Annotated in this window: 12 protein-coding genes; all 12 read left to right on the top strand. The window is 35.2% G+C overall.

The window, feature by feature from the left end:
• Window positions 1-35 precede the first annotated feature (35 nt).
• Genes mraZ through ftsA form a run of 12 tightly spaced genes read left to right on the top strand, consistent with a single transcriptional unit; the run spans window position 36 to window position 13496 of the window.
• Window positions 36-497 (top strand): division/cell wall cluster transcriptional repressor MraZ, encoded by a 462-nt coding sequence (gene mraZ, locus GGR32_RS04610; protein WP_183476940.1) that lies wholly within the window; start codon window positions 36-38, stop codon window positions 495-497.
• Window positions 484-1392 carry a 16S rRNA (cytosine(1402)-N(4))-methyltransferase RsmH gene (gene rsmH, locus GGR32_RS04605; RefSeq protein WP_183476938.1) on the top strand — a complete coding sequence of 303 codons (909 nt, stop codon included), beginning with the start codon at window positions 484-486 and terminating at the stop codon, window positions 1390-1392. The genes mraZ and rsmH overlap by 14 nt, the downstream gene beginning before the upstream one ends.
• Window positions 1393-1403: 11 nt before the next feature.
• A complete protein-coding gene (locus GGR32_RS04600; protein WP_183476936.1) occupies window positions 1404-1730 on the top strand; it encodes an FtsL-like putative cell division protein in 327 nt (108 codons plus the stop codon).
• A gap of 7 nt (window positions 1731-1737) precedes the next feature.
• The gene (locus tag GGR32_RS04595) at window positions 1738-3705 is read left to right on the top strand and encodes a penicillin-binding protein (RefSeq protein WP_183476934.1); all 1968 of its coding nucleotides are present in this window, start codon (window positions 1738-1740) and stop codon (window positions 3703-3705) included.
• Window positions 3705-5162 carry a UDP-N-acetylmuramoyl-L-alanyl-D-glutamate--2,6-diaminopimelate ligase gene (locus tag GGR32_RS04590; RefSeq protein ID WP_183476932.1) on the top strand — a complete coding sequence of 486 codons (1458 nt, stop codon included), beginning with the start codon at window positions 3705-3707 and terminating at the stop codon, window positions 5160-5162. The genes GGR32_RS04595 and GGR32_RS04590 overlap by 1 nt, the downstream gene beginning before the upstream one ends.
• Window positions 5163-5178: 16 nt before the next feature.
• Window positions 5179-6408, top strand: a complete 1230-nt coding sequence (gene mraY, locus GGR32_RS04585) for a phospho-N-acetylmuramoyl-pentapeptide-transferase (RefSeq protein WP_183476930.1) — start codon at window positions 5179-5181, stop codon at window positions 6406-6408.
• Complete coding sequence (gene murD / locus GGR32_RS04580) at window positions 6408-7742, top strand: UDP-N-acetylmuramoyl-L-alanine--D-glutamate ligase (protein WP_183476928.1); 1335 nt, start codon at window positions 6408-6410, stop codon at window positions 7740-7742. The genes mraY and murD overlap by 1 nt, the downstream gene beginning before the upstream one ends.
• 11 nt (window positions 7743-7753) lie before the next feature.
• Window positions 7754-8989: an FtsW/RodA/SpoVE family cell cycle protein gene (locus GGR32_RS04575; RefSeq protein WP_343066423.1), complete on the top strand. Its 1236-nt coding sequence runs from the start codon at window positions 7754-7756 to the stop codon at window positions 8987-8989.
• Window positions 8986-10077, top strand: coding sequence for an undecaprenyldiphospho-muramoylpentapeptide beta-N-acetylglucosaminyltransferase (gene murG / locus GGR32_RS04570; RefSeq protein WP_183476926.1), 1092 nt, complete (start codon window positions 8986-8988; stop codon window positions 10075-10077). Before GGR32_RS04575 ends, murG begins: the two co-directional genes overlap by 4 nt.
• Window positions 10077-11426: a UDP-N-acetylmuramate--L-alanine ligase gene (gene murC / locus GGR32_RS04565; RefSeq protein WP_183476924.1), complete on the top strand. Its 1350-nt coding sequence runs from the start codon at window positions 10077-10079 to the stop codon at window positions 11424-11426. The genes murG and murC overlap by 1 nt, the downstream gene beginning before the upstream one ends.
• On the top strand, window positions 11416-12135 hold the full coding sequence (locus tag GGR32_RS04560; RefSeq protein ID WP_183476922.1) for a cell division protein FtsQ/DivIB: 720 nt from the start codon (window positions 11416-11418) through the stop codon (window positions 12133-12135). The genes murC and GGR32_RS04560 overlap by 11 nt, the downstream gene beginning before the upstream one ends.
• A gap of 8 nt (window positions 12136-12143) precedes the next feature.
• Complete coding sequence (gene ftsA, locus GGR32_RS04555; protein WP_183476920.1) at window positions 12144-13496, top strand: cell division protein FtsA; 1353 nt, start codon at window positions 12144-12146, stop codon at window positions 13494-13496.
• The last annotated feature ends 14 nt before the right edge of the window (window positions 13497-13510 follow it).

Below are 13510 nucleotides of genomic sequence, written 5' to 3'. Positions count from 1 at the left end.
AAAAATCAATATCTTTGAATTAATAATTCTCTTTTGTGGTAAACTTAATCGGAACATACGAGTGTAAAATAGATGCCAAAGGTAGGCTTTTACTGCCTTCTGCGCTTAAAAAAAAGCTTTTGCCAGTGTTGGAGCAAGGCTTTGTTTTGAAGCGTTCTGTTTTTCAGTCTTGTATAGAAATGTATCCTATGCAAGAATGGAATGTTCTTATGGCTCGTATTAATAAATTAAATAGGTTTAAAAAGAAGAATAACGATTTTATTAGAAAATTTACAGCAGGAGTAAAAGAGATAGAAATAGATGCCAGTGGGCGGTTGTTAGTGCCTAAAGATTTGTATGCTTTTGCAGGGCTTAAAAAGGAGATTGTGTTATCGTCTGCAGTGAATATTGTAGAGATTTGGGATAAAGAAAAGTATGAAAAAGTCATCGAAGATGTAGGTGATGATTTTTCTGATTTAGTAGAAGAAGTAATGGGAGATAATCATGAGTTTGAATAGCAATTACCATCATCCGGTTTTATTAACCGAAAGCGTAGAAGGCTTAAACATAAACCCAGAAGGTACTTATGTAGATGTAACTTTTGGAGGAGGTGGGCATTCGCGAGCAATATTAAGTAAGCTGAATGATAAAGGGCGTTTATATGCTTTTGATCAAGATAAAGATGCTGTAGCAAATAGCATAGAAGATGAACGCTTTACGTTAATCGAAGCCAATTTTAGGTATGTAAAAAAGTTTTTACGCCTTTATGGAGTACGAAAAGTAGATGGGATATTGGGTGATTTTGGAGTTTCTTCTCATCAGTTTGATCAACCAGAAAGAGGTTTTTCTACTCGTTATGATGGGCAGCTAGATATGCGTATGAATCAAGGCGATAACCTTAATGCGTTCTTGGTGGTTAATACATACTCGGAAAGCAAGCTAAGGGATATTTTTTATAAGTATGGCGAACTTAAAAATGCTCCGAAATTGGCAAGGGAAATTGTAACAGCGCGTAAAGAAGGAGAAATAAAAACTAGTGCTGCTTTAAAAGATTTATTAATGCCTTTTTTGCATAAAGGAAAAGAATTTAAAGTGTTGGCGCAAATCTATCAAGCTATTCGGATAGAGGTGAATCAAGAATTAGAAGTATTAAAAGAGTTTTTGATGCAAACACAAGATTTACTTGAGCCAGGAGGAAGGTTGAGTTTGATTTCCTACCATTCGTTAGAAGACCGTTTGGTGAAAAGATACATCCGAAGTGGTTTATTTGAAGGACAACCTGAAAAGGATTTCTATGGAAATATTTCTGTTCCTTTTAAAAAAGTAGGGCAATTAATTGTTCCTTCCAAAGAGGAAATTGAAAAGAATAATAGAGCACGTAGTGCAAAATTGCGTATAGCAAAGAGGCTGTAAATATCAATGTTGTGAAAAAAAGAGTGTACGACATATTAAAAGGGAAATTTCTTGTAAGTGAAGATTCACTTAAAAATTGGCGCTTTATTCTGTTTTGTACGCTTCTGGCTATTGTGATGATATCTTGTTCGCATAGCGCAGAACGTAAAGTACACGAGATAGCAAAGCTTCATAAAGAAGTACGAGAATTACGAAGTGAATTTGTAGATACGCAAAAAAGGTTAATGACCTTAAAAATGGAATCTACTATTAAGGAGCGAGTGGCGGATATGGGCATAAAGCCAGCAGATAATCCTCCACAAAAAATCTTAGTATTAAATACAACGGAAGAGGAATAAATAGTAAATGACTACAGAAAAAAACATATTAAAAAAACTCTATCTAGTAGCAGGGCTTATGCTGTTGCTGGTGTTGTTTATTGTTTTTAAGTTAGTAAATATTCAAGTTTTAGAAGGAGATAAATACCGTGAGTTAGCTCAAAAAACAGTATATAAAAACTTTGTAATCCCTGCAAATCGAGGAAATTTATACGATGTAAATCAAAACCTATTAGCAACTTCTGTTCCCGAGTATGATATACGTTTTGATGCAGTAACCGTTTCGGAAGAGAACTTTAATAAGAACTTGCGTCCGCTTTCAGATAGTTTATCAAAACTTTTAGGAAGAAGTTCATCGTATTACCAAACAGCTTTAAGAAGAGCAAGAGCCAATAAGAATAGGTATTTTCTTGTTGCTCGTAACTTAGATTATTTTCAATATACCAAGATTCGTAATTTTCCTATTTTTAATTTAGGCGCGTATAAAGGAGGCTTTATAGCAGAACAAGAAACGGTTAGAGAACTTCCTTTAGGTAAAATAGGTGAAAGAACCGTAGGAAGAGGTCAGGCGGGTTTAGAAGGGGCTTACGATCAATACCTTAGAGGAAGCGAAGGGCATCGGTTAAAACAGAAAATTGCTAAAGGACAATGGAAACCGTTAAGCGACGCCAATGAAGTAGAACCTAAAGATGGGTTAGATGTAGTCTCGACAATAGATGTTAATATTCAGGACATTGCACACCATGCTTTGTTAGCGCAATTAGAGAAATATAAAGCAGATCATGGTACCGTTGTGGTTATGGATACAAAATCTGGCGAGATTAAGGCCATGGCAAACCTAGGTGTTACTTCAGAAGGCACCTATTATGAAAAAAGAAATTATGCCATTTGGGAATCCCATGAGCCAGGCTCTACTTTTAAATTAATGACATTAGTGGCAGCTTTGGAGGATAAAGTAATTGATACCAGCGATGTTTTTGATACAGAAAATGGACGTATTAAATACTATGACCGTATAGTAAAAGATTCCCGTATTGGCGGATATGGAGAAATATCGGTTGCTCGTGCTTTTGAAGTTTCTTCTAACACCGTGTTTTCACGCTTTATTACAGAAGGTTATAAAGATAATCCTGAAGCTTTTATAGATAGGCTAGATTATATGGGATTAAATAAAACATTAGGCGTTAATATAAAAGGAGAGGGCAAACCTAGAATTCCGCATCCAGACGATAAAAACTGGTATGGTACAACGTTACCTTGGATGTCTTTTGGGTACGGCGTATTGCAAACACCCTTGCAAACTTTAGCCTTTTATAATGCCGTAGCTAATGATGGGATTATGGTAAAACCTCGCTTAATAAGAGCTGTAAAAGATAAAAGTAAATATGTAGAGCATTATACAAAACCCGAGATTTTAGGTACAGTATGTTCTAAAGAGACAGCAAAAAAAGCACAGGCAATTATGGAGAATACAATCTCTAGAGGAACAGGATCAAGAATTTATTCTAAAGAGTTTTCTATGGCAGGAAAAACAGGAACTTGTCTTACGGGCTATGGAAGCGGAAGGCAAAACTCGGAATACATAGCTTCTTTTGCAGGGTATTTTCCAGCAGATAACCCTAAATACTCTTGTATTGTGGTAATTAGTAAACCTGATAAAAACATAGGCTTTTATGGCGGAATCGTAGCCGCACCTGTTTTTAAACAAATAGCACAAAAAATATACACCAATACACCTGTTACCGATAGTATAAACTTAAAAGGGCTAAAAAATATAGCAGTAGAAACAGCCTACGAGGATTATTACACAAAAGCTCAAAAATATAAAACAATTGTTCCTAATGTAATAGGATTACCTGTTATGGATGCTGTATCCTTGTTAGAAAACTTAGGGCTGAAAGTGAAAACCAAAGGAATAGGGGTAATAAAAGAACAATCGGTTGCACAAGGTAATAAAGTAAAAGCAAATCAACTTATTTATTTACAAGCAAGCTAATGCAGTTAAAAGAACTTTTATATAAGGTAGAAATAGAAACCGTTGTAGGCGATACCTCGGTAGCGATAAATAAATTAACTTTCGATTCACGTACCATCGAGACGGAAGATGTTTTTATTGCTATTGTTGGCGATAAAATAGACGGACATAAGTTTATCGAAGCTGCTATTAATAAAGGAGCAATTGCAATAGTTTGCCAGGAGTTACCAACAATTCAAGTAGAAGGAATAACCTATATTCTGGTAAAGGATACGGCTAAAGAATTAGCCATTTTAGCAGCTAATTATTATAAAAACCCTTCGGAAGAATTAAAACTGGTAGGCATTACAGGAACAAACGGAAAAACCACCATAAGCTCGTTGCTTTATCAGTTATTTACAAAGTTAGGCTATAAGGTAGGACTTATTTCTACCGTAAATATAAAAGTAGGCGATGAGATATATGCCACAAAACTTACCACGCCAGATGCAATTACCATAAACAAATACTTAAGTAAAATGCTTGAAGCAGGAGTTGAATTCTGTTTTATGGAAGTAAGTTCACATGGTATTGCTCAGTTTAGAACCAATGGCTTACACTTTACAGGAGGCGTTTTTACAAACCTATCGCACGATCATTTAGACTATCATCCCACATTTTCTGCGTATAGAGATGTTAAGAAATCTTTTTTTGATCAATTACCAAAAACAGCATTTGCTTTAACCAATATAGACGATAAAAATGGGAGTTTGATGTTGCAAAACACCAAAGCAAAAACCTATACGTATGCATTAAAAAACAATGCTAATTATAAGGCTAAAATTATAGAAAGTAGTTTTGGTGGGACACTTTTAAGAATAGCCGACCAAGAAGTTTGGGTAAAGCTTATAGGAAGTTTTAACGCTTATAATATGTTGGCAATTTATGCTGTTGCAGAATTATTAGGTGTAGAGAAATTAGAAAATTTAAAATACATAAGCACACTTACTCCTGTAGACGGGAGGTTTGAATATTTTATTTCCTCCAACAAAATTACAGCTATAGTAGATTATGCACATACCCCAGATGCATTAGAAAATGTATTAAATACAATTAATGACATAAGAACAAAAAATGAAACACTATTTACTTTAGTGGGCTGTGGAGGTGATAGAGATACCACAAAACGACCACTTATGGCAAAAATAGCCGTAGAAAACAGCACTAAAGTTATTTTAACCAGCGATAATCCCAGAACAGAAAATCCTGATAAAATAATAGACGATATGCTTACAGGAATAACCCCCACAGAAGAGCAAAAAACACTATGTATTACCAACCGAAAACAAGCCATAAAAACCGCAGCAAGCATGGCTAAAGAAGGCGATATTATTCTTATAGCAGGTAAAGGGCACGAAACCTATCAAGAAATTAATGGCGAACGTAGTTACTTTAATGATATGGATTATATAAAAGAATTTTTAGAACTCAACCAATAATAAAACCAACTAACCAATGTTATATTATTTATTCGAAATTATAGATAAAAATTATGACTTCCCAGGGTCTCACCTGTTTTCATTTTTATCATTCAGAGCAGGGATGGCCATTATACTATCGTTGCTTATCTCTACAATTTTCGGAAAAAAAATTATCAATATACTACGCCGAAAGCAAGTAGGGGAAAGCGTTCGTGATTTAGGTTTAGAAGGGCAAACCGAGAAAGCAGGAACGCCAACCATGGGAGGGATAATTATAATTTTAGCAACACTTATCCCTGTATTATTGTTTGCAGACGTTACTAACATTTACATCATTATGCTCATCATTACAACACTATGGATGGGAGCTATTGGTTTTTTAGATGATTATATAAAAACATTTAAGAAAAATAAAGAAGGACTTAAAGGGCGTTTTAAAGTTATTGGGCAAGTAGGTTTAGGAGTTATTGTGGGAGCAATTATGTTTTTTCACCCCGATGTTACCGTAAAGCAGAAAGCAAACGATACCACAGTACATCAGCAAACCATAGGTAGTAAAGTGGTTAATTTTAAAAACGAAGAAAAATCTACCAAAACTACTATTCCTTTCATGAAGAATAATGAGTTTGATTACGCCAGTGCCATTACTTGGATTAATCCAGCTTACTATAAATACGCGTGGCTTATTTTTATTCCAGTAGTTATTTTTATTGTTACTGCCGTTTCTAATGGGGCAAACCTAACCGACGGGATAGATGGGCTTGCCGCAGGAACTTCGGCCATTATTGTATTGGCTTTAGGCTTGTTTGCTTGGGTTTCGGGAAATATAATTTTCTCAGATTACCTCGATGTGATGAATATTCCTAGATCTGGCGAAATGACCATCTATATTGCCGCTTTTGCAGGAGCTTTAGTTGGTTTTTTGTGGTACAATACATATCCAGCACAAGTTTTTATGGGCGATACAGGAAGTTTGACTATTGGCGGAATTATAGCCGTTTTAGCCATTGCTACAAGAAAAGAATTGCTCTTACCTGTATTATGTGGAATTTTTGTTATCGAAAATCTTTCGGTGGTAATGCAGGTAAGCTGGTTTAAATATACAAAAAAGAAATTTGGAGAGGGACGACGAATATTTTTAATGTCACCCCTACATCACCATTATCAGAAAAAAGGATTGCACGAAAGCAAAATCGTAGTAAGGTTTTGGGTTGTAGGTATTTTGTTAGCCATTATCAGTATTGTAACACTAAAACTTAGGTAATGAAAAATATTGTAGTTCTTGGCGGAGGCGAAAGCGGTGTAGGTGCTGCTATTTTAGCAAAACAGAAAGGCTATCAAGTGTTCTTATCGGATATTGGTAAAATTGCGAATGAACATAAAAAAGTGCTTTTACATCATGCTATAAATTGGGAGGAAAATCAGCATACAAAAGCATCTATTTTAGCTGCAAATGTAGTGGTGAAAAGTCCAGGAATTCCAGATACAATAAAATTAATAAAGGAAATAAAAGAAAAAGGAATTCCAGTAATTTCCGAAATAGAATTTGCAGCGCAGCATACACAAATTCCTATTATAGCCATAACAGGAAGCAACGGAAAAACCACCACAACCCAGTGGATTTTTGATGTGCTGAAAAGAGGAGGTTTAACGGTAGAAGCAGTAGGCAATATAGGCGAAAGTTTTGCAAAAGCTGTAGCCGAAAAAACACCCGATTATTTTGTGGTAGAAGTGAGTAGTTTTCAGTTAGATGGAATAAAAACTTTCAGACCACATATAGCTGTTTTAACCAATATTACACCCGATCATTTAGATAGGTACGAAGGTAGTTTTGAGAAATATACAGCTTCAAAATTTAGACTGATAGAAAATCAAACTGCCGAGGATTATTTTATATATGATTCTGATAATGAAGTGATAAAAAACTATGTAATAAACAATAACATTCAAGGAATACAAATTCCGCTTAGCCTAAAACCCATTAAAGGAAGTGGAACATATATAGAAGCAGAAGATATAATAATAGAAACAGAAAAAACAACCATACATATGCCAAATACAAAAATTGCTTTACAAGGAGAGCATAATGCTAAAAATGCTATGGCAGCCGCTACTGTAGCAAAGTTATTAAAGATAAGAAAACAGACTATTAGAGAGAGTTTAGAAAACTTTCAAGGAGTAGAGCATAGGCTAGAAAAGGTGCTTAAAATAAACAATGTACAATACATAAACGATTCTAAGGCAACTAACATCAATGCAACTTATTATGCGTTAGACAGTATGTCGGAAAATACTATTTGGATTGTAGGCGGTGTAGATAAAGGAAATAATTACCAAGAACTAATAGGTTTAGTAAACGAAAAAGTAAAAGCTATTATTTGTTTAGGCGTAGATAACGAAAAAATTAAAAGTTCCTTTAGTAATTGTGTAGATACCATATTAGAAACATCCTCTATGCAGGAAGCTGTAAATGCGGCTTATAGCATAGCAGAAAAAGGCAATACGGTATTGTTATCACCAGCATGTGCTAGCTTTGATTTGTTTGAAAATTATGAAGATAGAGGAAGACAATTTAAAGAAGCAATAAGAAACTTATAAAATAACTTTGTGTGTTAGGGATTAAGAACATAAAAAAACGTGGAATTTTTAACTACCTTAAGGGAGATAAAGCCCTTTGGGGAGTAATTGCCTTATTGGCGATATTCTCATTTATTCCCGTGTATAGTTCTAGTAGTAACATTGCTTATTTATATGGCGATGGCGGAACTTTTAAATTTCTTATAACTCATTTTATGCACTTGTTTTTAGGTTTTGTAATAATAGCTGTAATTCATAGGGTGCCGTACCGGTATTTTAGAGGGCTTTCTATTATTGCAATGCCTATTGTATTCCTTTTGTTAATATTAACAATAGCACAAGGCACTACTATAGATGGCGCTAATGCTAGCCGTTGGATAAAAATCCCATTTATCAATAAAACCATTCAAACCTCTACCGTGGCAGGTGTAGTTTTAATGGTGTTTGTGGCGCGTTACCTTTCTAAAATTCAGCATAAAAACATCACTTTTAAAGAGTCCTTTGTATGGTTATGGGCGCCAGTTGGGGCGGTGTTAATTTGTATCCTACCAGCCAACTTATCTACCACAGCAATTATTTTTGCTATGGTAATGCTGCTTGTTTTTATAGGAGGTTATCCAATAAAGTATATAGGCGCTATGTGTTTAGCAGGAATAGTGGTGTTGAGTATTTTTATACTCACAGCAAAAGCTTTTCCAGGACTTTTGTCCAACAGGGTTGATACCTGGATAAGCCGAGTAGAAAATTTTGCAGATAGCGAAGCAACAGAAGCAGATTACCAAATAGAAAAAGCTAAAACCGCCATTGCAACAGGAGGAATTACAGGAATAGGAGTAGGGAAGAGTGTGCAACGAAACTTTCTGCCACAATCCTCTTCCGATTTTATTTTCGCCATTATTGTAGAGGAAATGGGTTTAATAGGAGGCATAATTGTACTATTAGCTTATCTATTTATTTTATTTAGGATAATTGTTATCGCAACTAAAGCAACCACTGTTTTTGGTAAACTTTTAGTAATAGGAGTAGGGCTGCCAATTATTTTTCAGGCCTTTATAAATATAGGAGTAGCGGTAGAGGTATTTCCCGTTACTGGGCAAACACTCCCTTTAATTAGTAGCGGTGGGACCTCTATTTGGATGACATGTGCTGCCTTTGGTATTATTTTAAGTGTAAGTGTTAAACAAGAAGATGAGGAAGTAAAATTAAATGAAGAAGAAGAGGTAGAAGATTCAGAAAACCCGTTAGATGTATTAAGCGAAGCCTTATGAAAAAACCAAAGTTTATATTATCAGGAGGAGGAACAGGAGGACATATTTATCCTGCCATAGCTATTGCAAACGAGCTTAAACGTCGTTTTCCAACAGCCGAATTTCTGTTTGTAGGAGCTGAAAATCGTATGGAGATGCAAAAAGTTCCACAAGCAGGTTATCCTATAAAAGGTTTGTGGATAAGCGGGATTCAACGGAAATTGAGTTTAGATAATTTGGCTTTTCCTTTTAAACTGTTATCAAGTCTTTTAAAATCAAGAAAAATACTCAATCAGTTTAAACCAGATGTGGTAATTGGTACAGGAGGTTTTGCAAGTGGTCCGTTATTAAAAATGGCTAATGCAAAAAAAATTCCTACGTTGTTACAGGAGCAAAATTCTTACGCAGGCATAACAAACAAGTGGCTTGCCGATAAGGCAGATGTTATTTGTGTAGCCTATAAGGGAATGGAGCGTTATTTCCCAAAAGAAAAAATAGTATTTACAGGAAATCCTGTACGTCAAGATTTGTTGGAGATTTCAGGGAAAACAGATAAAGCAAAACAGGTTTTTAAACTAACCCCAGAAAAACAAATCATTTTAATTTTAGGAGGTAGTTTAGGTGCAAGAAGAATTAATCAGGAAATAGCCAAGCAGATAGCTTATTTTAAAACAAAAGATATTCAGCTAATATGGCAAACAGGAAAGCTGTATTACGACGAATACAAAAAATATAACAGCGAGAACATAAGAGTTTTTGAGTTCCTAAACGAAATGGACTTAGCTTATGCGGCGGCAGATATTATAATTTCAAGAGCAGGTGCAGGAACCGTTTCAGAGTTGGCCATAGTTGGGAAACCAGTTGTTTTTATACCATCACCCAATGTTGCAGAAGATCATCAAACTAAAAATGCGATGGCTATGGTAGAAAATAATGCAGCAATATGCATCCGAGAGGAAAGTTTAGAAGAAGATTTTTGTAATCAACTTACAGCATTATTAAATGATCCGACAAAACAAAAAGCCTTAAGTGAGAATTTAAAACATTTAGCTAAACCAAAGGCAACAAAAGTAATCGTAGACCACATAGAAAAACTATTAAAAAAGTAATGCAGGCATTTAAATACATAACACATATCTATTTTATAGGCATCGGAGGTATTGGGATGAGTGCCTTAGCACGCTATTTTAAAAAGCAAGGAAAAACAGTGGGCGGTTACGATAGAGAAGAAACTAAAATAACTCAAAGCTTGGCAGAAGAAGGTGTTTTATTAAGCTACGATATTTCTTCGAAAGCAATTCCAAAAACCTTTTTAAATGCCGAAAATACGTTAGTTGTATATACTCCTGCCATTAGCGAGACAAACGAGCAATGGCAATATTTTAAAGAGCAACACTTTTTAATCAAAAAACGAGCCGAAGTTTTAGGGATGATAAGTAGCAATTTGCCAACACTTGCCATTGCAGGTACGCACGGTAAAACCACCACCACGGCAATTTTAGCACATTTATTAAAACAATCGGGGTATAAAATTACTGCTTTTTTAGGCGGAATAAGTGAAAATTATCAAAGCAATTACATCGGTGACGGAAATGATGTTATGGTGGTAGAGGCCGATGAATACGATAGGTCCTTTTTACAACTCTCACCAGATTATGTAGGCATCACCTCTACAGACGATGATCATTTAGATATTTATCAAGAAAGTAAACATTTACAACATGCATTTTCTGAATTTATGCGCAAAGTGCCAGATTTAGCAAATGTATTTGTAACCGAAGGAGTAGATTTTGAAGGAAATAAAATAGGCTTTACTGAAGGCTCAGCCTATCATATAAAAAATGTAAGTATAAAAAACGGAAATTATATTTTCGATCTAGAAACCCCTAAAGTATATTTAGAGAAGTTAGAATTTTCGCTTCCGGGGCGTTATAATTTAACAAATGCATCCATGGCAATGGCAATGGCATTAACTTTTGGGGCTTCCCCAGAGATGTTAAAGCAAGCGCTTAAATCTTTTACAGGGGTAGACAGGCGCTTTACATACCACTTAAAAACACCAAAAGTTCTAATAGAAGATTATGCACATCACCCAACCGAGATAAAAGCGGTAGCTCAAGCGGTAAAAGAGATGTATCCAGGAAAAGAGACCTTAGCGATATTTCAGCCCCATTTATATTCCAGAACACGCGATTTTTCAAAAGAATTTTCAGCGAGTTTGTCCGCGTTTAATCAAGTTGTATTATTACCCATATATCCCGCTCGCGAAAAACCTATAGAAGGCGTAAATGCAGCAATGTTGTTGGAAAAAATAAACACAAAAAAGCAGTTGGTAAACAAATCTAAATTGCCTATAATCGCAGCCCAAACTACGGCAGAGGTTATTGTAGTAATGGGCGCAGGAGATATTGGAAAAGAAGTTGTAAATATTAAAGCAGCGTTAAAGCATGAAAATTAATTGGAATCACATAAAAACCTTTGCGTTATTTGCAGTTCTTGTGTTCTCCTATGGGTTTTCGGCACAACGAAATTCAGCAAGGAAATTAGAGAAGATAAACGTTATTTATACCAATGATGCCCAACGGTTTATTACAGAAAAAACCGTTGATAACTTGTTGATAGTAAATCCAGATAGTTTGCAAAATCAAACAAAAGAAAGTTTAGATTTGAATAGGCTGGAACAGAGTTTATTAAGTCACCCAATGTTGAAGGGCGCAGAAGTATATTTAGAGCCTACAGGAACATTAGGCGCTATTATTACACAAAGAGAACCTTTAGCTAGAGTATTTGCAGAAAAAAATTATTATATAGATACAGACGGCTTAGAAATGCCTCTTTCTATAAATTATTCCGCAAGAGTGCCTGTAGTTGCAGGTATAAATAAAGAAGATATTGATAAAATATACCCTTTATTACAGCGAATAGCTTCAGATGAATTTTTAAAAAAACATGTTGTAGCTATAGAAAAGCAAAAAAATAAAGGCTATAAAATGAAATTAAGAAGGCTAACAGCAGACGTAGAATTAGGCGAAGTAGAAAAATTAGACCTTAAAATAAATAATTTAAAAGCTTTTTATAAAAAAGCTTTACAAGAAGAAGTATTGGAAAACTATAAAAGTATTTCCCTGAAGTTTGATAACCAGGTGGTTTGTGTTAAAAACGGATAATATAGATTATGGAAAATAAAGATATTGCTGTAGGATTAGACATCGGGACAACAAAAATTGTTGTTATGATTGGTCGTTACAACGAATACGGAAAAGTAGAAATATTAGGCATTGGTAGGTCTAAAAGCCTAGGCGTACACCGTGGTGTTGTAAATAACATTACCCAAACCATTCAGTCTATCCAACAAGCAGTACAACAAGCCGAAGCCGAAGCTGGCGTTAAAGTTCAGGATGTGGTAGTAGGTATAGCAGGACAACATATTAGAAGCTTACAACATAGCGATTACATTACCAGAGATAATGCAGATAAGGTAATAGATGATGAGGATATTGACACCCTTTGCAACCAAGTACACAAACTTGTAATGCTTCCAGGAGAAGAGATAATTCATGTTTTACCACAAGAATTTAAAGTAGATGGGCAAGCAGAAATCTCTGAACCAATCGGGATGTATGGAGGTAGGTTGGAAGCTAATTTCCATGTAGTAGTGGGGCAAATATCTTCGATAAGAAATATTGGACGTTGTGTAAAAAATGCAGGATTAGAACTTTCAGGCATCACTTTAGAACCTTTAGCTTCAGCCAATGCAGTATTAAGTCAAGAAGAGAAAGAAGCTGGAGTAGCCCTTGTAGATATAGGAGGAGGTACAACAGATTTAGCCATTTTTAAAGACGGACTCATCCGTCATACTGCAGTGATTCCTTTTGGTGGGAATGTAATTACCGAAGACATTAAAGAAGGATGCTCTATTATAGAAAAACAAGCCGAATTATTGAAGGTGAAATTTGGTTCTGCTTGGCCAGGAGAAAATAAAGATAATGAGATTGTCTCCATCCCTGGATTACGAGGCAGAGAACCTAAAGAAATCACCCTTAAAAACCTATCTAAAATAATTCACTACCGTGTGGTAGAAATTATAGAACAAGTATTTGTAGAGATTAAAAACTACGGATACGAAGAGCAAAAGAAAAAGCTAATCGCAGGTATTGTTATTACGGGAGGCGGAGCAAACTTGAAACACCTAAAGCAGCTTGTAGAATACATTACAGGAATGGATACCCGTATAGGTTACCCTAACGAGCATCTAGCTGGAGATAGCGCAAGCGAAGCTACAAGCCCTATTTATGCCACTGCAGTAGGTTTGGTGCTTAATAGCTTAGAACGTAAAAAAAGACAACAATTACATGCACCAGTAGTTACAGAAAAACAGCCTTTAGAAGCAGACACTGAAGCAGAAAATACCCAAATAGAAGAAGAACCTAACCAAGATAAGGTTGTAGAAGAACAAAAAATGAAATCGAAAAACTTTATGGAAAAGTTTTTCGATAAATTTAAAGATTTCTTAGACAACGCAGAATAATACAGCTAACGAAA

Source organism: Mesonia hippocampi, assembly GCF_014197445.1.
In the GTDB taxonomy this organism is placed as follows: Bacteria; Bacteroidota; Bacteroidia; order Flavobacteriales; family Flavobacteriaceae; genus Mesonia; species Mesonia hippocampi.
This window is presented reverse-complemented; position numbering and strand designations above follow the sequence as displayed.

Excerpts from the sequence above, each read along its gene's own strand:
- GGR32_RS04590 (WP_183476932.1), top strand. The coding sequence starts at position 3,705 with ATGCAGTTAAAAGAACTTTTATATAAGGTAGAAATAGAAACCGTTGTA.
- GGR32_RS04595 (WP_183476934.1), top strand. The coding sequence starts at position 1,738 with ATGACTACAGAAAAAAACATATTAAAAAAACTCTATCTAGTAGCAGGG.
- murC (WP_183476924.1), top strand. The coding sequence starts at position 10,077 with ATGCAGGCATTTAAATACATAACACATATCTATTTTATAGGCATCGGA.
- GGR32_RS04560 (WP_183476922.1), top strand. The coding sequence starts at position 11,416 with ATGAAAATTAATTGGAATCACATAAAAACCTTTGCGTTATTTGCAGTT.
- murG (WP_183476926.1), top strand. The coding sequence starts at position 8,986 with ATGAAAAAACCAAAGTTTATATTATCAGGAGGAGGAACAGGAGGACAT.
- ftsA (WP_183476920.1), top strand. The coding sequence starts at position 12,144 with ATGGAAAATAAAGATATTGCTGTAGGATTAGACATCGGGACAACAAAA.
- murD (WP_183476928.1), top strand. The coding sequence starts at position 6,408 with ATGAAAAATATTGTAGTTCTTGGCGGAGGCGAAAGCGGTGTAGGTGCT.
- rsmH (WP_183476938.1), top strand. The coding sequence starts at position 484 with ATGAGTTTGAATAGCAATTACCATCATCCGGTTTTATTAACCGAAAGC.
- mraY (WP_183476930.1), top strand. The coding sequence starts at position 5,179 with ATGTTATATTATTTATTCGAAATTATAGATAAAAATTATGACTTCCCA.